The sequence below is a fragment of the Phytohabitans kaempferiae genome, assembly GCF_042433955.1.
GTDB classification, from domain to species: Bacteria; Actinomycetota; Actinomycetes; order Mycobacteriales; family Micromonosporaceae; genus Phytohabitans; species Phytohabitans kaempferiae.
In genome coordinates, this window is the sequence record NZ_JBHLUH010000052.1 from 91663 (window position 1) to 110779 (window position 19117).

18 protein-coding genes are annotated in these 19117 nt (G+C 71.3%); 2 read left to right on the forward strand and 16 right to left on the reverse strand.

Annotated elements, in window-relative coordinates:
• Nucleotides 1–25: 25 nt before the first annotated feature.
• The 12 genes from ACFFIA_RS24905 to prmC all read right to left on the reverse strand — a co-directional run bounded on the left by ACFFIA_RS24905 (nucleotide 26) and on the right by prmC (nucleotide 10015).
• A complete protein-coding gene (locus tag ACFFIA_RS24905) occupies nucleotides 26–847 on the reverse strand; it encodes a F0F1 ATP synthase subunit delta (protein ID WP_377254321.1) in 822 nt (273 codons plus the stop codon).
• On the reverse strand, nucleotides 847–1374 hold the full coding sequence (locus ACFFIA_RS24910; RefSeq protein WP_377254324.1) for a F0F1 ATP synthase subunit B: 528 nt from the start codon (nucleotides 1372–1374) through the stop codon (nucleotides 847–849). Before ACFFIA_RS24910 ends, ACFFIA_RS24905 begins: the two co-directional genes overlap by 1 nt.
• A gap of 73 nt (nucleotides 1375–1447) precedes the next feature.
• A complete protein-coding gene (gene atpE / locus ACFFIA_RS24915) occupies nucleotides 1448–1666 on the reverse strand; it encodes an ATP synthase F0 subunit C (protein ID WP_377254327.1) in 219 nt (72 codons plus the stop codon).
• A 93-nt stretch (nucleotides 1667–1759) separates the two neighbouring features.
• A complete protein-coding gene (gene atpB, locus ACFFIA_RS24920) occupies nucleotides 1760–2590 on the reverse strand; it encodes a F0F1 ATP synthase subunit A (RefSeq protein ID WP_377254330.1) in 831 nt (276 codons plus the stop codon).
• Between the two features lie 28 nt (nucleotides 2591–2618).
• Nucleotides 2619–2750, reverse strand: a complete 132-nt coding sequence (locus ACFFIA_RS24925; RefSeq protein ID WP_377254333.1) for a hypothetical protein — start codon at nucleotides 2748–2750, stop codon at nucleotides 2619–2621.
• A gap of 308 nt (nucleotides 2751–3058) precedes the next feature.
• Entirely contained in the window at nucleotides 3059–3496 is a 438-nt protein-coding gene (locus tag ACFFIA_RS24930) for a hypothetical protein (protein WP_377254336.1), read from the reverse strand.
• Nucleotides 3493–4761 carry a serine hydroxymethyltransferase gene (gene glyA / locus ACFFIA_RS24935; protein WP_377254339.1) on the reverse strand — a complete coding sequence of 423 codons (1269 nt, stop codon included), beginning with the start codon at nucleotides 4759–4761 and terminating at the stop codon, nucleotides 3493–3495. The genes ACFFIA_RS24930 and glyA overlap by 4 nt, the downstream gene beginning before the upstream one ends.
• A gap of 162 nt (nucleotides 4762–4923) precedes the next feature.
• Nucleotides 4924–6963 (reverse strand): transglycosylase domain-containing protein, encoded by a 2040-nt coding sequence (locus tag ACFFIA_RS24940; protein WP_377254342.1) that lies wholly within the window; start codon nucleotides 6961–6963, stop codon nucleotides 4924–4926.
• A gap of 142 nt (nucleotides 6964–7105) precedes the next feature.
• Nucleotides 7106–7753 carry an L-threonylcarbamoyladenylate synthase gene (locus ACFFIA_RS24945; RefSeq protein WP_377254345.1) on the reverse strand — a complete coding sequence of 216 codons (648 nt, stop codon included), beginning with the start codon at nucleotides 7751–7753 and terminating at the stop codon, nucleotides 7106–7108.
• Nucleotides 7754–7763: 10 nt separating this feature from the next.
• Nucleotides 7764–8390 (reverse strand): arsenate reductase/protein-tyrosine-phosphatase family protein, encoded by a 627-nt coding sequence (locus ACFFIA_RS24950; protein WP_377254348.1) that lies wholly within the window; start codon nucleotides 8388–8390, stop codon nucleotides 7764–7766.
• Between the two features lies 1 nt (nucleotide 8391).
• Nucleotides 8392–9042: an L-threonylcarbamoyladenylate synthase gene (locus ACFFIA_RS24955; RefSeq protein ID WP_377254492.1), complete on the reverse strand. Its 651-nt coding sequence runs from the start codon at nucleotides 9040–9042 to the stop codon at nucleotides 8392–8394.
• A 61-nt stretch (nucleotides 9043–9103) separates the two neighbouring features.
• On the reverse strand, nucleotides 9104–10015 hold the full coding sequence (gene prmC, locus ACFFIA_RS24960; protein WP_377254495.1) for a peptide chain release factor N(5)-glutamine methyltransferase: 912 nt from the start codon (nucleotides 10013–10015) through the stop codon (nucleotides 9104–9106).
• 89 nt (nucleotides 10016–10104) lie between these two features.
• On the opposite strand from prmC, the gene ACFFIA_RS24965 reads away from it, so the two are divergent.
• The gene (locus ACFFIA_RS24965; protein WP_377254351.1) at nucleotides 10105–11664 is read left to right on the forward strand and encodes a GGDEF domain-containing protein; all 1560 of its coding nucleotides are present in this window, start codon (nucleotides 10105–10107) and stop codon (nucleotides 11662–11664) included.
• Nucleotides 11665–11919: 255 nt separating this feature from the next.
• Here ACFFIA_RS24965 and prfA read toward each other — a convergent pair whose 3' ends face one another.
• Both prfA and rpmE read right to left on the reverse strand, forming a co-directional pair.
• Nucleotides 11920–13008, reverse strand: coding sequence for a peptide chain release factor 1 (gene prfA / locus ACFFIA_RS24970; RefSeq protein ID WP_377254354.1), 1089 nt, complete (start codon nucleotides 13006–13008; stop codon nucleotides 11920–11922).
• A gap of 78 nt (nucleotides 13009–13086) precedes the next feature.
• Nucleotides 13087–13311, reverse strand: coding sequence for a 50S ribosomal protein L31 (gene rpmE, locus ACFFIA_RS24975; RefSeq protein ID WP_377254357.1), 225 nt, complete (start codon nucleotides 13309–13311; stop codon nucleotides 13087–13089).
• Between the two features lie 179 nt (nucleotides 13312–13490).
• Between rpmE and ACFFIA_RS24980 the strand changes: the two genes are divergently transcribed.
• Entirely contained in the window at nucleotides 13491–14387 is an 897-nt protein-coding gene (locus tag ACFFIA_RS24980) for a phosphatase domain-containing protein (protein WP_377254360.1), read from the forward strand.
• A 63-nt stretch (nucleotides 14388–14450) separates the two neighbouring features.
• Here ACFFIA_RS24980 and ACFFIA_RS24985 read toward each other — a convergent pair whose 3' ends face one another.
• Both ACFFIA_RS24985 and ACFFIA_RS24990 read right to left on the reverse strand, forming a co-directional pair.
• A complete protein-coding gene (locus ACFFIA_RS24985) occupies nucleotides 14451–17699 on the reverse strand; it encodes a phosphodiester glycosidase family protein (protein WP_377254363.1) in 3249 nt (1082 codons plus the stop codon).
• A gap of 173 nt (nucleotides 17700–17872) precedes the next feature.
• Nucleotides 17873–19063 carry a nitric oxide synthase oxygenase gene (locus ACFFIA_RS24990; RefSeq protein ID WP_377254366.1) on the reverse strand — a complete coding sequence of 397 codons (1191 nt, stop codon included), beginning with the start codon at nucleotides 19061–19063 and terminating at the stop codon, nucleotides 17873–17875.
• Nucleotides 19064–19117: the final 54 nt, after the last annotated feature.

Consider the following 19117-nt stretch of genomic DNA (forward strand, 5'->3'; position numbering starts at 1 on the left):
CTGGGTTCGAGTGGTTCTAAGCGGGCTAGCGCTTCGCGAGCGCGTTGCGTGTGTCGGTGAGCCGGCGCAGGACTGTGCCGTCGTACAGGTCAGAGCCGACCCGCACGCTCATCCCGCCGAGGATCTCCGGCTGCACAACCAGCTTGACGGAGACCTCTCGACCGTACAGTTCGCTGAGCTTGGCGCCCAGCCGGCGCTCTTCCTCGTCGGTCAACGGGGCAGCCACGGTGACGTACGCCACCTGGCGGTCCCGCCGGTCTGCCGACAACTCGACCAGCCGCGTCAGCGCGCCGTCGAACGAGCGCCCGCCGAAACCGGCCAGGGCGACCTCGACCAGCCGGACGGTCACCGGCTTGGCCTTGCCCGAGAGCAGCGCCCGGACCAGCTCGGCCCGCTGCGACGCCGGCGCGACAACGTCGCTCAGCGCACCGCTGAGCGCCGGGTCGGCGGAGACCACCTGCCCGAACCGGAACAGCTCGTCTTCCACCTCGCCGAGGTCGCCGGCCCGGTCGGCGCTGGCCAGCAGCGCCTCCACCCCGAGCCGCTCGGTCGCGTTGAGCAGGTCGGACGGCGCCGACCACCGTCCGGCCACCAGCGTGCTGACCATGTCGAGGGTGGGCTTGCCGACCTTGCCCCCGAGCAGCGTGGACAGCAGCGCCGCGCGGTCTTCACCGCTGCGCGCCGGGTCAACGAGCGCCCGGCGCAGCCGCGGCTCGCGCCGCAGCAGATCCGCCACCGCGAGGACGTCACCGGCGGTACCGATGATCGTCTCCGGGTTGGCCCGGCGGGCGTGCGCCTCCAGCCGCTCGCTGGCGGCGGAGTACGACTCCCGGGTGGCTGGCTGCATCAGCGCGCCCCGCTGCTCTCAAGGTCGGAAAGGAAGCGCTCGACGGTGCCCTTGCGCCGCGCCTCGTCGGCGAGGGACTCGCCCACGATCTTGCTGGCGAGGTCGACCGCGAGGGTGCCCACCTCGGCCCGCAGCTCACGGACGATCGTCGCCCGCTCGGCGGCGAGCTGCTCCTTGCCGGCCGCGATGATGCGGTCGGACTCCTCCCGAGCCTTGGCGAGGACGTCCTGGCGGATGCCCTCCGCGTCGGCACGGGCATCGTCCCGGATCCGCGCGGCGTCGGTGCGTGCCTCGGCCAGCTGGGCCTTGTACTGCTCCAGCAGCTGGTTTGCCTCGGCCTGCGCCGCCTCGGCCCGCTTGATGCCGCCCTCGATGGCCTCGACCCGCGCCTGGTACATGGCTTCCATGCGTGGGAAGACGAACTTCACCAGCAGGAACAGGAGAACGCCGAAGGCGACGAGGCCCACAATGATCTCCGACAGCGGCGGGATCAGGATGTTGCCACCCTCTTCCGCTGCGATGTACATGGTCACTCTCCTTTACCGGTGGCAGGACGGTGCGGGCCGGCCGCCGAGTGGAATCGGTGCTGGCCGGCTCCAGCTAGACCGCGAACGCGATCACCAGGCCGAGCAGCGCGAGCGCCTCGATAACCGCGAAGCCCATGAACATGTAGACCCGCGTGAGACCCGCGCTCTCCGGCTGCCGGGCGGTCGCCTGGATGTAGGAGGCGAACACCAGCCCGACTCCGATACCAGGGCCGAGGGCGGCGATGCCGTAGCCGATTGCGTTGAGGCTGCCGGTGACTTCGGCCAGCAACATGTGGTTTCCTCCTGCGTTGAACGCGTGACGCGTACGTTTGCTGAACTCTTCTTTACATGTCTTGCGGGCAAATCTGGTCTTGCTTCTGTCGGGTCAGTGCGCCTCAGCCAGGGAGCTCTGCAGGTACGTCGCGGTCAGCAGGGTGAACACGTATGCCTGAAGAACGAGGATGCCGAGCTCGAAGAGGGTCATCACGATCGCCATTCCCCAGCTCAGCAGCGCGACCGGTCGCAGCAGCAGCGCCTGCGCCTCGAATAGCGCGACGCCGCCGAGGATGAAGACCAGAAGGATCATGTGACCGGCGAACATGTTCGCGAACAACCGCACAGCCAGCGTGACCGGCCTCAGCAGCAGGTTGGAGAAGAACTCGATCGGCACCAGGATCGGCTGCACGAACAGCGGTGCACCCGAAACCCAGCAGCTTGCCTTGATGTAGCCGAAGAACCCGTGCTTGCGGATACCGACACCGACGTATACCAGCCACGAGGCAACGGCGAGCACGATCGGAAACGCGATATGGGAGTTCGGTGAAATCTGAGCGAACGGAACGATGCTCCAGACGTTGTTGATCAAGATGAAAACGAACAACGTCGTCAGGTACGGCGCGAATCGGACGCCTTGATGGCCGATGATGTCTTTGGCGATGTTGTCCCGGACCAGGCCGTAGACAGACTCCGCGATCCACTGCCCTCGCGTCGGCACCAACCGGGGACTGCGGTAGGTGACCATGAAGAAGATCAGGATCAGCGCGACGGTGACCCAGACCAGCAGCGAGATCTTGGTGAAGGCGCCGGCCCAGGCCGTGTCCTCCAGGCCGGGGATCAGGCTCCGGTAGTCGAAACTGCCCACGCCGGGCGGGAACTCCGCGGCGAGGCTCGTGCCCGCAGCGGGTTCCGCGGCGAGAACGGTGCTGAACTCACTCAACGCGTCCTCCGTAGCTGTCGGGCGCCTCTCACGCGCCGAGCCTCTTCACCGTCAGGTAGACCCCGGCGGCGGTGCCACCGATGAGGCCGATCAGCAGCCCCACACGCGGAAGGTCCAGCCACAGGTCGATGAGCCATCCGGCACCACCCCAGATGATCATGCCACCCAGCAGGTAACCGATGGCTGCCCAGCCAGCCTCGGCTCCAGATGACCCAGAAGGCTCTTGAGGCTCTGGAGGCTTGGAAGACGGGACACCGGCCATGACGCCGCGAAGGCTATCAGCCGGCGAAATGAGGCGACGCCACACCCCCCGCACAACGAACGTTGTGTGGGCGCACCGGCGTCTCGATGCACACACGTTACTCTCGTCGACGCCCACGCAGGGGGTGACACACGCGTACTGACCTACGGGACGAAAGAGACCGATCTGGCTATTCTGGGCAGTTTGGCCTTCGGGTTAGCGCCCGATCACCGGGACGACGCCGCACCGCGCGAAGGGACCGCCCGGGCCGTCCACCAAATCTGGACGGAGACCCATACCACTGTCGCCACGGCGACCGACACGCCAAGCATCCGAGTGCCGTCCCACCCGCTCGCGGAAACGGTGAACACGGCAAACCCGAACAGCGTGACCTTGAACACGAACGTGGCCAGCCCCACTGTCATCACCAGCTTGAGATGCACCGATTCCGCCCAGGCCAGCGCGACGCTCGACAGCGCGTACCCACCCGCGACGAGCAGCACTCCGGCAGCTGCCCCGGCCCCTCCGGCGCCGCCGTCCACCAGCCATCCGATGCCCGCGAGGACCACGACCAGCACCGCGGAGGCCGCCAGGGGATGCGGCAGATGACCGAGTCGGCCAGCGACGGGCGGCGTGTGCTGGCCGGCGGTCGAGGTCTCGCTCATCGCGCGTACGCCGGGAAGGCCCGGACCAGCTCGGTGACCTCGGCGCGGACCTCGTCCAGCGCGCTCCCGCCCGCCGCCGGGTCGGTGCGCACCGCCTTGGCGATCAGCCCCGCTATCTGCCGCATCTCCGCCTCCCGCATGCCCTGGGTGGTCACGCTCGGCGTGCCGACCCGGATCCCGGAGGCGACCATCGGCTTCTGCGGGTCGTACGGGATCGCGTTCTTGTTGAGTGTGATGGCGGCCGCGTCACAGCGCTCCTCCGCCTCCCGACCGGTCACCCCGAGGTCGCGCAGATCGATCAGGGCCAGGTGCGTGTCGGTGCCCCCGGAGACCGGGCGCATCCCCTCGGCGGCCAGCCCGGCGGCGAGCGCCTGAGCGTTCTTGACCACCTGTGTCGCGTACCCCTGGAAATCCGGCAGCGACGCCTCGCGGAGGGCGACCGCCTTCGCGGCGACGGCGTGCATCAGCGGCCCGCCCTGAGTGAACGGGAAGACCGCCTTGTCGATCCGCTCGGCGAGCCCGGCGCGGCACAAGATCATGCCACCGCGAGGGCCGCGCAGCACCTTGTGCGTGGTAAATGTCACGACGTCGGCGTGCGGCACCGGCGACGGGATCGCCCGGCCGGCCACCAGCCCGATGAAGTGTGCGGCGTCGACCAGCAGGTACGCACCGACCTCGTCGGCGATCTCACGGAACGCGGCGAAGTCGATCAGCCGGGGGTATGCGGTCGCGCCACAAATGATCATCTTGGGCTGGTGTGCCCGGGCCAGCTCGCGCACCTCGTCGTAGTCGATCAGCTCGTCGTCCTTGCGCACGGTGTAGCCGATCGTCGCGAACCACTTGCCGGAGAAGTTGACCTTGCTGCCGTGGGTCAGGTGGCCACCGTGCGGCAGGTCCATCGCGAGCACGGTGTCGCCCGGCTGGAGCAGCGCCGCGTACGCCGCGAGGTTGGCGCTGGCCCCGCTGTGCGGCTGGAGATTGGCGTGCTCGGCGCCGAACAGCTCCTTGGCCCGCGCGATGCCGATCTCCTCGGCCTTGTCGACCTCGGCGCAGCCGCCGTAGTAACGCCTCCCGGGGTAGCCCTCCGCGTACTTGTTGGTCAGCGTGGAGCCGAGCGCGGCGAGCACCGCGGGCGAGGTGAGGTTTTCGCTCGCGATGAGCTGGAGCCCACCGCGCACCCGGTCGAGCTCGCCCAGCACCACCCCGGCGATCTCCGGGTCGGTGGCCTCGAGCGCGGCGAAGTCGGGCCCCCAGAAGGTGGTCATGCCCGTCCTCGCTTCGCCGCGGGCGGGCACGAGACTCCCAACGGGCTGTGCCTTCTGATTCGCTCGCCGCGCTCGCTCATTGACGCAGTCTATTGCGGCCGCTCGCGACCGGGTCGGCTGGCGCCGCTCACTCCGTGTGACGCCCGCCTGGTCAGCCCACGCTCACCGGCCCCGCTTCTTTCCGAGGGCGATGGTGGGCCCCGGCGGCGCGAACGCGCGCTCCGGCTTGCCCTCTAGGGCGGTCGCCAGGGTTTGCGCCACCGCGTTGATCACATTGTCCTGCACCGCCGAGCCCACGTAGTCCTGCGGGTCGTCCGGGTTGGCGGCGATCGACGCGGCGGAGAGCTGTGCGGTGAAGCCGACGAACGACGCCGTCGAGTCGTCCTCCGACGTACCGGTCTTGCCCCCCACCGGTCGCCCACCGAGGATCCCGCCGGCCTGTTCGGCGGTGCCGCCGTCGCAGCGCCCGTACGCGGACTGCTGGCCCACCGGGCACCGGGCCGCGTCGGCGCCCGCGCGGGCCACCTGCGGGTTCAGCGCGCGCTTGCACGCCGGGTCGCCGGCTGGCAGTTTCCTCCCCGTCGGGTCGGTGATCGACTTCACAGGCGTGTCCTTGCAGTACACGCCGTCGGCGGCCAAAGTCGCGTACGCGTTGGCCAGCTCCAGCGGGGTGGTGGACGACACGCCCAGCGTGAACGAGCCCCACTGGGCCGCCTTCTCCTTGGCGAGCTTCGCATCGCTCTTCGCCCGGAACTGGATGCCCAGCCGCTGCGCCATCTCGACCGACTTCTCCGCGCCGACCGTCTGCTCAAGCCACACGAAGTACGTGTTGACCGAGCGTCCGAAGCCGCTCCACATGGTGCGGTAGCCGTTCATCCACGAGGGGGTGGCGTTGCTCGGACACCACTTGCCGCCGCAGCGGGCATCCCCCGGGTACTTGGAGACGAAGCGGCCCGGCGCGTTGAAGCCGGTGCCGAGCGCGTAGCCGGCCTCCAGCCCGGCCAGCAGCGTAAACAGCTTGAACGTCGAACCGGCCTGGTAGCCGTCGATCGCGCCGCCGCCGGCGACGAGCTGGTTGGTGGTGTCGTTGAGGCTGAAGTGGTGGTTGACGGCCATGGCCAGCACCTGCCCGCTGCCGGGCTCCACGACCGCCATCGGAGCCGCGCGGTTGCTGCCGTACCCGTAGACGCCCAGCACGCTGTCCTGGGCGATCTTCTGGATCTTCGGGTCGAGCGAGGTGACCACCCGGTACCCGCCCGTGAGCAGGTTCTGCTCGCGCACCTGCGGGTTGGACCCGAACTCCGGCCGGGACATCCACCACTCGCGCACGTAGTCGCAGAAGAAGCCCCAGCTGTTGTCGCGGGAGGCGATGCACCCGTTGGGCAGTTGAGTGGGCTTGAGGCGCAGTGGCTCGGCTTTGGCCTGCGCGGCCTGGTCGGGGGTGATCGCCCCGGTGCGGGCCATCGCGTCGAGCACGTACCCCCGGCGCTCCAGCGCCCGGTCCCTGTCGCCGGCGATCGGGCTGTCGGCGTCGGGGGACTGCACCAGGCCGGCGAGCAGTGCGGACTCCGCCAGTGTGAGCTTGCTCGCCGGCTTGCCGAAGTAGCGCTCGCTGGCCGCCTGGATGCCGTACGCCTGGGCGCCGAAGTAGGAGATGTTCAGGTAGCGGTTGAGGATCTCGTCCTTGGAGAGCTTCCGTTCGAGCGCGGTCGCGTACCGCATCTCCTGGATCTTGCGCCGCGCGGTGTCGTCGATGGCCTCCCGACGCTGCTGATCGGTGAGGTCGGGGTCGTTCTTGAGCACGTTCCGGACGTACTGCATCGTCAGTGTCGAGGCGCCCTGTTCCACCTCGCCGCCGGCGCCGTTCGCCACGATGGCGCGCATGACGCTACGGGCGTCCACGCCGCCGTGCTCGTAGAAGCGCGCGTCCTCGGCCGCCACGATCGCCTGCCGCATCGCCGGGGCGATCTGGTGCAGCCGCACATCTTCGCGGTTGACGTCGTACAACGTGGCGATCAGAGTCTTGCCGTCTCTCGCGTAGAGGTACGTCCGCTGGGCTGTCTGCGGCATGCGCAGGTCGCTGGGGAGACTCAGGTACGCGTCGCTGGCTCCCTTCGCGGCGAGCGCGAACACCGCGTTTCCTGGGAAGGCCACCACAGCCAGTACCACTCCGGCGAGCAGACCGCTGAAGACCAGGGTCACCAACTTGTTATGCAGAGACCGGGCATCCACCTACGATGACTTGCCCTCAGGAGCGCTACTAAACCACGGCAGGACGCGGAATGCCGCTACGGCAGGTCGTTCTCGCCCGCTCCGCCGGGCCACTCCCCGGCTGTGCGAGCGGTCAGAGAGCGGCGGCGATCTGCTCGGCGGTGATCGGCCCCTGGCGCAGCACCTCGGGCTCCGGGCCGGTGAGCCGGACGAGCGTCGAGGCCGCCGGGTATCGGACCGCGGACTTGTCCTCCACCACCGGTACGTCCCGCAGGTCACCCCAGGGCAGCTCCTCCAGCAGGTCGCGGTCGAACGGGCGGGTCTCCTCGCCGGAGCGGTTGAGGCTGGTGGCGGTGATCGGCGCGTCGAGCGTGGCGATCACCTGGAGCGTCGCCGGATGGTCCGGCACGCGGATGCCCACCGTGCCGCCGAGCGTCACCATCTCGTCCGGCAGCGCGCCGGTCTGCGGCGCCACCACGGTCAGTGGCCCCGGCGTGAACACGCCCATCAGCCGGCGGGCGGCCGGCGAGAGCCGCGCGTACCGGTCGGCCATGCCGATCGAGGCGCAGGCGACGTGCATGGCGTGCGCGTAGTCGCGTTCCTTCACGTCGAACGCCGTGCGCAGGGCCGGGAGCGAGGTGGCGATGGCCGCCAGCATGTATCCGGTCTCGGTCGGCAGCACGGCCAGCCCACCGTCGCGCAGGCGGGCGGCCACGAACTCGGCGTCGGCGAGCCGGAGCAGGCCGGACTGCGTGGGCGCGAGGAAGTGGAACCGTTGCATCCGGAACACCTTAGGCGGACGCCGGCGCCTCGGGCATGAGCGCGCGGGCGAGCGGGTCGACGGTGTCTTCGATCTCGTCCGCCACGCGCGTGAACGCCTGGTCGCCACGGCCCCACGGGTCGTCGAGGTCGTCGGCGGCCAGCGGCGTGGACGTGCCCCGTGCGGCGTGGACCGCCTCGACCAGGGCGACCCCGCGGGCGTACACCGCGTCGGGCGTCGGGACGGCGGCCGGGAGCGCCGCGAGGTCGACAGAGGCGAGCAGCCGCCCGAACTCGCCCAGCACGAACGTGCGCTCGGCCGCGTCGGGACGCAGCGCCACCACGTACTCCTGCTGGTCGGCCGTTGCCGTGAGGACGAGATCGGCGGCGTCGATCAGGTCGGAGCGGAGCTTGCGCGCGATGAACCCGTTGGGGTCCGCGCCGCGGGCCTTCACCTGGCGCGCGGCCGGCGGGTTCATCTCCTCGCCGGCGTGCCAGCCGCCGGTGCCGGCGCTGTGGCTGTGCAGCAGCTCCTCCGCCGGTGACGTGGCGCCCGCCCGGGCCAGCCGCTCGCGCACCGCGTGGTCGAGCAGCCGCTCGGCCATCGGGGAGCGGCAGATATTGCCCATGCACACGTGCAGGACGGTGAACGGCGGCACGTCAGGACTCCTGGTCGGGGCCGAGGATGTCGGGCACGACGTCGCGGATCTTCTCGAGCGGCACGGCCCCGGCGCGGAGCAGGCGCGGCAGGTCGCCGGTCAGGTCGACGATCGAACTCGGCTCGGGGTCGACCGAGGCGCCCGCCTCCAGGTAGATCCGCACCGCGTAGCCGAGCTGCTCGCGGGCCTCCTCGGCGGTCTTCGCCGCGGGCTGGCCGAGCTTGTTGGCCGAGGAGACCGCCATCGGCCCGGTCTCGCGCAGCACCTCCAGCGCCACCGGATGCAGCGGCATGCGCACCGCGACCGTGCCGCCGGTCTCGCCGAGGTCCCACTGGAGGCTGGGCGCGTGCTCCACGATGATCGTCAGCGCGCCCGGCCAGAACGCGTCGGCCAGGTCGCGCGCCGGCTTGGGCAGCATGAAGACCAGGCCGTCGAGCGTGTGGCGGGAGCCGACCAGCACCGGAGGTGGCGCCTGGGGACCCGTGCCCTTGGCGTCGCGCAGGGCCGTGACCGCGTACGAGGTGAACGCGTCCGCCCCGATCCCGTAGACCGTGTCGGTCGGGAGCACGACCAGCTCGCCGTTTTTGACCGCCTCGATCGCCGCGGCGGTGCCTCGGTCGCGGTCGGCCACCAACCGGCAGTCGTAGAGCATCACGGTGTGCAGTCTGCCATGTCTGATGGCTCGGCTTCCCGCTCGTTCCGCTCCTCAGTCGCTAGCGCTCCCTACGATGCTCACTCCCGACGCCTCGCGTGCGAGTGGCCGTGGCGTACCGCCACCGGCCAGCTAGATCCCGATGGTCTTCGATGTCCGTGAAGTGGCCGTCGGCGCGGAGCAGAGCCGGCACCACCATCCCGTGCGAATCGTCGTGTTCCACCGCGAAAATCCCGCCCGGACGGAGCAGCGCCGCGGCCCGCGCGATCACCGGACGGATCACCGCCAGCCCGTCCTCCCCGGCGAAGACCGCATCGCGCGGGTCGTGGTCGGCCACATCAGCGGGTACGGCGACGCCGGCCGGCACGTACGGCGGGTTGCACAGCACCGCGTCCACGCGGCCGTCGAACTCGGCGAGCACGGCCGGGTCGGTGACGTCCCCCTCGACCACGTGGATGGGAGTGTCGCCGGCCCGGGCCCGCTCCTCCGCGTTGCGGCGCAGCCAGGGCAGGGCGGCCGGGGCGCGCTCGACCGCGTACACCAGCGCGCCGGGCACCTCGTTGGCCACCGCGAGCGCGATCGCTCCGGAACCGCCGCACAGGTCGACGACGGTCGAACCGGGCGATATCAAAGTGATCGCCCAGCCGGCCAGCAGCTCGGTCTCCGGCCGCGGCACGAACACGCCCGGCCCCACCGCCAGCTCCAGATGCCGGAAGCCGGCGCTCCCCACCAGATGCTGCACCGGCTCGCCCGCGGCCCGCCGGGCGACCAGCGCGTCGAACTCCGCGAGCCGCTCGCCCGTAAAACCATCTACCAGCGCCAATCGCCCACGAGGCACACCGAGGACGTGCGCCGCCAGGATTTCAGCATCGACCCGAGCCGACGGCAGTCCTACCCTGGACAGGAGGTTTGTGGCACCCGTCACCGCCTGCAACGGCCGTGTCCGGTCCGTCCCTTCGGCGGGCTGTTCCATATGGCCTGTCACGAGATAATCATTGGATAACGGGTCGACGCGACGACCCGGGGGTACACCGGGGGTCTTCCGGGGGTTAGGAGGCTTGCGTGAGTTGGCTCGACCGGGTCACCGACCAGGCCGACACGCTCCGAAAGGCCCGCAGGCTGCAGGAGAGCAGCCGGTCCGCCGAGGCGTGCATCCTGCTCGACGAGGTCCTCGCCACCACCGAAGATCCGCTCGCCCGCGCCGACGCCCTCGTGCAGCGGGTCGGCGCCTTGATAAACCTGGGCCGCACAGCGGAGTACAACGTAGCCGTCCAGCGGGCGTTCGACGCGATCCGCGACCTCGGCGAGCCGCTGCTCCTCGGCAACCTGCACGCCCTCGCCGCGCTCGCCGCCCAGCACCAGGGCGCGCTGGAGCGGTGCGTGACCCACCTCGTGCACAGCGCCCGCGCGATGGCCACGGTCGAAGACCTCGACTGGGACACCGCCGTCGCGTGGAACGACCTGGCGATGGCCTACTCCTACCTCGGCTTCCACGGCCACGCGCTGGGCGCGATCGAAAAGGCGCGCCAGGTGGCGGCCGCCGCGGAGGTGAGCGCCGAGACGTTCGCGGCGCCCGGCATCCGGCTGCGCAACGCGGTGGCCCTCGACCACAACGGCGACACCGATGGCTGCCTCCGCGTGCTGCGCGACATCACCGCCGACGCGGAGCGCTTCCTCGACGGCGACGGCGCGGCCAAGCTGCGGCCGAGCGTGCGGGCGGCGTTCGGATACGCGATCGCCCGCCGCGCCGCGCTGGGCGAGCCACCCGAGTCCGCGCGACTGGCCGCACAGCTGCTCTCCGACGGCGGCGACGGTGCCCGCGCCCGCGACCTGCGCATGCTCGGCGAGGTGTGCCTGGCGATGGCGGCCGGGCGCCCGATCGAGGCGCTGACCCGGTTGGAGACCGTCGCGGTGTCCAGCGAGACGCTGGGGCCGGCCGAGCAGGCCCGCCTGCGCAGCCTCACCTACGCGCGGGCCGGCGACCACGCCGCCGCCCACCGGGCCGACCGGCACGCGTTCCGGCTGGCGGCGCAGCGCAGCGACCGCCTCCGCGACGTGTACGTCGAGGGCATCGCCGCCCGCCTCGACCACGAAGACATGCGCCGCTCGGTCTCCCGCTACCAGGACGAGGCGCTGACCGACCCGCTCACCGGGCTGGCCAACCGCCGCCACCTGGAGCGATATGTGGCCGCGATGGTGGCCCGGGGCGAGCGGGCCACCGTGGGGGTCTGCGACCTCGACGGGTTCAAGGCGGTCAACACCGCGCACGGTCACCTCTCCGGCGACCTCGTGCTCCAGCGCATCGCCGGCGTGATCAACCGGGTCATGCGGCGGGGCGACTTCGTCGCGCGGTACGGCGGCGACGAGTTCGTCGTGGTGCTGCCCGGCGCCGGCATGAGCGAGGCCACCGAGGTCGGCCGCCGCATCGGCGCGGCCATCGAGACAGAAGACTGGCAGTCGCTGGTGCCCGGCACACCGGTCGGCGTGAGCGTCGGATTCGCCGAGGTCAGCGCGGCGGCAAACCTGCGCGAGGCGCTGGGCACCGCCTTCGAGCTCGCCGACCGCGCGATGCTGCGGGCCAAGCCCGGCGCCCGCCCCCAGCCGGCCGCCGCCGCATCTTAGAAGGTCAGATTCCAAGGGACAGTTTGGGCTGCCGCGATGTCCGTCGTGGTCCGGACCGTCGCTCCCGCAGCCTCACCCTCCGCGGTTGACCCCCGCCAGTAAGCTCCGGCCGCTTCGCGTCCTTAGCGATTTCTTGACCCCATAGGGCCTCCGGCCGCGGGCGTGCGGCGAGGCTCTCGGGCTTGTGCACGCGGCGGGCGAGGCCGCGGGAGCAGCGGGCCTGGACCGCGACGGACGTCGCGGTAGCCCAAATCATCAACTGCGCTTGAGCTCGGTGTCGCCGGCGAGGCGGGCCTGCCGATCGGCCTCGGCGAGCGCGTCGAGCACGCCGTCCATGTCACCGGCCAGCACAAGATCCAGGTTGTACGCCGTGTAGCCGATCCGGTGGTCGGTGATCCGGTTCTGCGGGAAGTTGTACGTGCGGATCCGCTCCGAACGGTCGACCGTGCGCACCTGCGAGCGGCGCGCGTCGGAGGCGGCGGCGTCGGCCTCCTCCTGGGCGGCGGCGAGCAGCCGCGCCCGCAGGATCCGCATCGCCTGCTCGCGGTTTTGCAGCTGGCTCTTCTCGTTTTGGCAGGAGACCACGATGCCGGTGGGCAGGTGCGTGATGCGTACGGCCGAGTCGGTGGTGTTGACCGACTGCCCGCCCGGGCCGGACGAGCGGAAGACGTCGATCCGCAGGTCGTTGGGGTCGATCGAGACGTCGACCTCCTCCGCCTCGGGCAGCACGAGCACGCCGGCGGCGCTGGTGTGGATGCGCCCCTGCGACTCGGTGACCGGGACCCGCTGCACGCGGTGTACGCCGCCCTCCCACTTCAGCCGCGACCAAACGCCGTTGCCGCCATCGGGCACGCCCTTGGTCTTGATCGCGAGCGAGACATCCTTGACGCCCCCGAGGTCGGAGTCTTGCGCCTCGATCACCTCGGTGGCCCAGCCGCGCCGCTCCGCGTACCGCTGGAACATGCGCAGCAGGTCGCCCGCGAACAGGGCCGACTCCTCGCCGCCCTCGCCCGCCTTGATCTCCAGGATCACGTCCTTGGCGTCGTGCGGGTCGCGCGGGATCAGCAGCTCAGCGAGGCGCTCCTCCAGCGCCGGCAGCGTGGCCGCGATCGCGTCGGCCTCCGCCGCGAACGAGGGGTCTTCACCGGCCAGCTCGCGGGCGGCGTCGAGGTCGGCACGCGCCTGCTCCAGCTCGCCGGCCGCCTTGTGCAGCGGGGCGAGCTCGGCGAAGCGCCGGCCCACGCGCCGGGCCGTGGACTGGTCGGCGTGGATGGCCGGGTCGGCCAGGCGCTTTTCCAGCTCCGCGTACTCGTCGAGCAGCCCGCTGAGGCGATCCGTGCTCATCTACCTACCCCTCACGATCATGGAAACACACGAACGGCGCCCGCCCCCGAAACCGAGGGACGGGCGCCGTCGGGGTAGCTACTTGGCCTTCTTGGCGGCAGCCTTGGCGTACTTCTGCTGGAACTTCGCGACGCGGCCGGCCGTGTCGAGCACGCGCTGCTTGCCCGTGTAGAACGGGTGGCAGTCGCTGCAGGTCTCGGCGTGGATCACGCCGTTCTTGGCCGTGCTACGGGTCGTAAAGCTGTTACCGCAGGAACAGGTGACCTCGGTCACGACGTACTGCGGATGAATGTCGGGCTTCATGCTCGCCTCGGTCCTTTCGTAAATGGTCGCCGGGTCGCCATCGTCGCGGGCCGCCGCTGAGGGCGGGCCACTCCGGCGTGAACCGGAACCTTGGCCGATTGACCAGTGTGCCATGCCTGGCCGATCGGTTGAACGCCGGGATCCCCGATGTCATTCCCGGGCTGGCATGCTTGTAGACGATGCCGCGTCTGATCATTACACGGGGGTTGCCCGCGTCCGGTAAGACCACGTTCGCGAAGAAACTCCAGCCGGGCGTCGTGCGGGTCAACCGCGACGACCTGCGCCGGATGCTCCATGGTGAGCGGCTCTACACCACCTGGGCCGAGGGCCAGGTCACGACGGCGCAGCGGGCACTGGTCGAGGCGCTGCTGCAGGCCCGCGCCGACGTGGTCGTCGACGACACCAACCTCTCCTCCCGGCTGGTACGCGAGTGGGCGCAGATGGCCACGCGATACGGCGCCACCTTTGAGGTGCACGACTTCACCGACATACCGGTCGAAGAGTGCGTCCGCCGCGACGCCGACCGCCCCGAGGCCGAGCGGGTCGGCGCGGAGGCGATCCGCCGCCTGCACGAGCGATACCTGGCCGGGCGCACCCTCCCCCTCCCGGTGCCGGACGTCGCGCCGGGCCGCCCCGCGGTCGTGTACGCCCCACCGCCCGACGCCCCGAAGATCGTCCTGGTCGACATCGACGGCACGGTGGCGCTGATGGGCGACCGCAGCCCCTTCGACATGCGCCGGGTCGGCGAGGACCAGCCACATCACGCCGTGATCGCCGCGGTGCGCGCCATGCACGCCGCGGGCCACGCGATCGTCTACTGCACCGGCCGCGACGAGTCCGCCCGCCCGGCCACCGAGCTGTGGCTCGACCAGCACGTCGGCGTGCCGTACGAGGCCCTCTACATGCGCGACCTCCACGACAGCCGCCGCGACTCCGTCGTCAAGCACGACATCTTCGAACGCGAGGTCCGCGACCGCTACCACGTGGTCGGCGTCTTCGACGACCGCATGCAGGTGGTCAAGATGTGGCGCGAACTCGGCCTGACCGTCTTCCAGGTGGCCGAAGGCGACTTCTGACCCGTCGTCCGACCAGACGCGACAGGCCCCTGGCCGCACGGCTCCAGCACGACCGGCAGCTCCTCAGCCGGTCTTGACGGCTTTCGTGAGGGTGACCGTCGCGCGGGCGGTGACGCCGTTCACCGTCACGGCCAGCGTCACCGAGCCGCTCGACCGGAGCGCGACGAGCTTGCCCGTCGACGGGTCGAACCACGCCACGTGCCACGGCCGCAGGCCGAGCGCCGATCCGATGTGGACCGACGGTGACCCGCTCCAGTCGGCGCTCACCGGCGGTGCCACCGGCACCTGCCGCCCGCCCTGGTCGAGCACCGCGGTCACCGCGACCGGCGTGCCGAGCGGCGCCGCGGCCGGCGCGGTCAACGACACGGACGACACGTGCGCCCGCGTCTCCGCCACGATCTCGCCGCGCGCGTCCACACCGAAGTGGGTCCAGCCGGTGAAGCCGCCCAGGTGCGGTGCGGACGAAGGGCTCTTGCCGGCGTTGCCGTTGACGACGTACGGCACACCGTCGACCCGGTCGGCGTGGAACGTGCCCACGTGCGCGCCCACGAAGAGCGCGCTCTTGCCGGACTCGCGCTCGAAGTCGCCGAGCCACCGCTCCACCAGCGCCGCCTCCTTGCGGTCGCCGAGTTGGCTCGCCTTCGCCGGCGTGGGGTCGCGCGGCGGATGGTGGTGCAGCACGACCACCGACCTGACCTGGCGGTCGGCGCGGGCCGAGTCGAGTGCCTGGCGCAGCAGCTTCACCTGGTCGAAGCCGCCGCCGCGGAGCGTGCCGGTGGACGAGTCGAGCGTGACGAACCGTACGCCCCGGTGGTCGAAGACCCGCGAGGTCGCGCCGAACACCGCCTTGAAGTTGGCGATCGGCGCGCCCATGATCTCGTGGTTGCCGGGCACGTAGTGGTACGGCAGCTCGCCGCCGAGCTCCTCGTCGAGGATCCGCTTCGCGAGCGCGAAGTCCGCCTCGGTGGCGGTGTCGACGAAGTCGCCGTTGACGACGAGGAAGTCCGGCCGGGCCGCCTTGACCTCGCGGAGCGTACGGCGGGCCTGCGCGACCAGGTCACTGTCCGGGGCGGCCGCCACGAACTGGGCGTCCGACATCACCGCGAAGCGCCACTGTGCACCGTCCACTGTGCCCTCACGCAGGACCACGCGGTCGGTGCGCGGCGGCTCGGCCGGCTGCTCGATCGCCGGCGGCACCTTCGCCACGATGTCGTCCACCACGATCTCGTTGGTGTACTGGGCCTCGGGGCGGGTCTCGGCCACGTAGAAGCGGCGGATCCGCACCGGGTACTGGACGCCGGCGGGCACGGCCATCTCGACGTACCGCCAGCCGGTCCAGGTCACCAACGGGCCGCTCAGTACGTGCTGCTGGTCGAGCGCGTCGTGCAGGTGCAGCCGGGCCCACTCGCCCCTGCCGTTGCCGTGGATCCACATGCCGAACGCCTGCGGCTGCCCCGGGACGGGAATCCAGGCGGGCGGGTCGGCGTACGCGGCGCGCGTGCCGGTGGAGAGGCTGAAGTCGTACGCGAGCTTGAGGCCGCCGCCGGTGTGACCGGGCGCGGGCGCGACCGAGCCGGCCGCCCGAGCGTGGCTGAACCGCCAGCTCGCCGCGTCTTCGAACATCGCCACCGGCATGTCCTCCAGCCCGACCGTCACCGGTACGGCCACCGTGGACTGTCCGACGTGGAGCGTGATGAGGCCGGCGCCGACCTCCTTCTTGGCGCGTACGGTGAAGAAGCCGCTCGCCGCCGGGGTCACGTCGAACAGCGACGTGTCGTACGAGAGGCGCACGTCGGCCGGCTCGATCGGCGCGCTGTTGCCCTCCGCGTCGGAGCCGACCACGCCGAGCGTGCTCGCACCAAGCGCCGCCAGGCCGATCCGCGAGGACGTCGCGTCGATGCGCTCCAGCGGGCCGAGTACGCGCAGGTCGATGCCGCCCGACGCGCGCCCCTTCGACGCCGTCACGGTCGCCTTGCCGGGCAGCAGCCCGCGGAATACGCCGTCCCGGCTCACGTAGCCGTGCGTGGCCCGCCACGACGGCGTACCCGATGCCGGGCCGTAGGTCTCGTCGAAGCCGGCGGCCGTCAGGCGGCGGGTGAGCCCCGGGAAGACCCGGTCGGGGTGACCACCGCGGACCGGCGCGGTGCCGGGCGCGGTGGCCGGGTCGATCGCGGTCTCGACCCAGAAGCCGGTGAGCCGGCCGGAGCCGGGCCGGGCGTAGAGCGCGAGCCCGTTGGGCACGGGGCGCTCGGCGCCGTCGGAGGGGCTGTTCTCCACCTGCACGGCCGCCTGCCCCGGCTCGCGAGCCAGCAAAGTGGACGATCCGCCGCCGTCGAGGTTGAGCGCGTTGTGCGCGCCCAGCTCCGCCATGAGGCGGCCCAGCTCGGTGAGCGTGACGCCGCGACTGTCCGCCTGGCGGCCGTCGACGGTCAGCAGGTACATCCGGCGCCCGTCGGCGGAGAAGCCGACCGCGGTCCGCGGCTCGGGCGTAACATCGCCGATGTCCTGCGGCACGCCCTCCTTCACCAGCACCTGGCGCCCGCCGACGGCCGCCCGGAGCGCGCTGCCGTCGGAGGATCGGGGCGCGTACGACACGTCGACCGCGTCGCCCGGCTTGAGTGCGGCGAGCGCGTCGGCGCCGGCGTCCCGGCCGAGCAGGAGCGTGGTGCCGGCCGGGATCGGGCCGCCACCGGCCGTGCTCGCGACCGAGGCGACTGTGCCGCCGCTCAGTGTCACCTCGGTGACCTGGGCCGCGCCCTCGACCGCACGACCACGGTCGTACGAACCCCAGAGCGGCGTGAACACGCCCACGCCGCCCGGCCGCACCATGTTGTTGAACTGGGTGAGCGGCACGCGCGTGCCCCCCGGCAGCACCGCCGTGCCCTCGAAGTGGACCTCGACCACCTTGCCGATGCCGGCGGCGGTGACGCCCACCGCGTTGACGCTGCCCTGCACCGGCGACTGGATCAGCCGTCCACTCTGGATGCCGATGCCCTGCGCGGCGCCGGAGGCGTTGATGTCGAAGAAGTCGCCGTTGACCGCGGCGACCGCGCGGGAGCGGTCGGCGGCCGCGCGAAGCGGCTCGGTCTTGGCGACCTCACCGGAGTTGACGTAGTCGACGCTCAGCTCGCCGGAGAGGTCGGCGGTGAGGGCGTCGGCGCGCAGCCAGCCGGCGGCGTGGTAGCGGTCGAACGAGGTCAGCGTCAGCCCGGGCGCGACCGGCCGGCTCCGCTTGTCGGTCTCGATGTCGTCGAAGGCGTCGACCGCCCCCGGTGCCGATGCGCGAACGCCCGCCAGCACGGGAGCGGCCACCGCCGGAGCGAGGGCAGCCGGGGTGAGAGGAGCCGGGGCGGGCGCAGCCGCCGCCGGCGCCGGGACGACCAAGATCAAGACAAGGGCAGGAAGAGCCGCGCTCCGCATGCCGGCCAGTCAACCGCACCGCGCATGGAAGTTTCAATAGGTCGATGCCTAACTGAAAGAAAACTTCAGGCGACCGGAACCAGTGGGGCGGACTCCAGGACCGGACACACGCCCGTTCCCCGGGCCAGTGACGCCGCCTCGGAGTCGAGGTAGAAGTTCGGGCGCTGGTCAGCCTCGTGGTAGTACCGGTGGAAGACCGGCGTCGCGCCACCGGACATCGGCGGCACGATCCAGGTCCAGTCCGCAGGCACGGGGCGTCCGGCCTTCTCCTCGTTTCGCATGTGCGCGAGGAAGCGGCTCGACTCGGTGTGGTGGTCGGTGATCTTCACGCCGGCCCGCTCGAACGACCACAGCACGGCCCGGTTGAGCTCGACCAGCGCCCGGTCCCGCCACAGCGTCGCCTCGTGCGACGTGTCCAGGCCAAGGCCACTGGCGACGATCGGCAGCAGGTTGTACCGGTCCGGGTCGGCGAGGTTGCGGGCGCCGATCTCGGTGCCCATGTACCAACCGTTGAAGGGCGCCAGCGGGTAGTCGACCCCGCCCACGCGCAGCCGCATGTTGGAGATCGCGGGCACGGCGTGCCACCGCAGCCCCAGCCGCTCGAACCAGCTCAGCTCCGGATGCGCGATCGGCACCTCCAGCACCGCCTGCTCGGGCAGTTCGAAGAGGCGCGGCGCCTCGTCGGGCGTCTCCACCACAACCGGCAGCACGTCGAACGGCCCGCCCCGGCCCCGCCAACCCATGGCGTGCATGGCGTCGGTGAAGCTCACGTATCGCGGATCGCCCACAATGCCCGCCTCGGTGCGGTAGCCGGCATAGCGGATGAGCTGCTCGTTCCAGACTCGGGCGTACGGGCGCCCCGGCACCGCCGGCGCGAAGACCGAGATGACCGGGCGGAGCGCGCTCCCGCCACCGGCGACGTCCAGGTGACGCACCAGAAGCGAGAAGATCTCGTCGGCGGTACGGGCCTTGCGACGGTCGAGCACGGTGAGGCTGCGCCAGTAGAGGCGGCCGATGCACCGGCTCGCGTTGCGCCAGGCGACCTTCGCGCCCCAGGTCAGCTCCTCGCTGGTGTGCGTGTACGTCCCCGTGGCGGCGATCTGCGCCCGGACCGCGGCGAGCCGCGGCTCCACCGGGCCGAGCCTGGGCTGCTCGGTGTAACAGAGCCGGAGGAACTCCTCGGCTTCGGCTGGATCCGCGGGAGCGGATGGATCCCAAGTGTCGGCGGGCATGTCACGGTAGCCCGGCACCGTCATCTGCGCCTCCTCAGCTGACGTCCGTTTCCCCCTCGCGCGTCGCCAGAGGACGCA

Bases quoted from the DNA above. Each gene is read 5' to 3' on its own strand.
- prmC (WP_377254495.1), bottom strand. From the start codon at position 10,015: ATGGAACAGCCCGCCGAAGGGACGGACCGGACACGGCCGTTGCAGGCG.
- ACFFIA_RS24910 (WP_377254324.1), bottom strand. From the start codon at position 1,374: ATGTACATCGCAGCGGAAGAGGGTGGCAACATCCTGATCCCGCCGCTG.
- ACFFIA_RS24905 (WP_377254321.1), bottom strand. From the start codon at position 847: ATGCAGCCAGCCACCCGGGAGTCGTACTCCGCCGCCAGCGAGCGGCTG.
- rpmE (WP_377254357.1), bottom strand. From the start codon at position 13,311: ATGAAGCCCGACATTCATCCGCAGTACGTCGTGACCGAGGTCACCTGT.
- ACFFIA_RS24980 (WP_377254360.1), top strand. From the start codon at position 13,491: ATGCCGCGTCTGATCATTACACGGGGGTTGCCCGCGTCCGGTAAGACC.
- ACFFIA_RS24990 (WP_377254366.1), bottom strand. From the start codon at position 19,063: ATGACGGTGCCGGGCTACCGTGACATGCCCGCCGACACTTGGGATCCA.
- ACFFIA_RS24955 (WP_377254492.1), bottom strand. From the start codon at position 9,042: ATGCTCTACGACTGCCGGTTGGTGGCCGACCGCGACCGAGGCACCGCC.
- ACFFIA_RS24925 (WP_377254333.1), bottom strand. From the start codon at position 2,750: ATGATCATCTGGGGTGGTGCCGGATGGCTCATCGACCTGTGGCTGGAC.
- ACFFIA_RS24930 (WP_377254336.1), bottom strand. From the start codon at position 3,496: ATGAGCGAGACCTCGACCGCCGGCCAGCACACGCCGCCCGTCGCTGGC.
- atpE (WP_377254327.1), bottom strand. From the start codon at position 1,666: ATGTTGCTGGCCGAAGTCACCGGCAGCCTCAACGCAATCGGCTACGGC.
- prfA (WP_377254354.1), bottom strand. From the start codon at position 13,008: ATGAGCACGGATCGCCTCAGCGGGCTGCTCGACGAGTACGCGGAGCTG.
- glyA (WP_377254339.1), bottom strand. From the start codon at position 4,761: ATGACCACCTTCTGGGGGCCCGACTTCGCCGCGCTCGAGGCCACCGAC.
- ACFFIA_RS24945 (WP_377254345.1), bottom strand. From the start codon at position 7,753: ATGCAACGGTTCCACTTCCTCGCGCCCACGCAGTCCGGCCTGCTCCGG.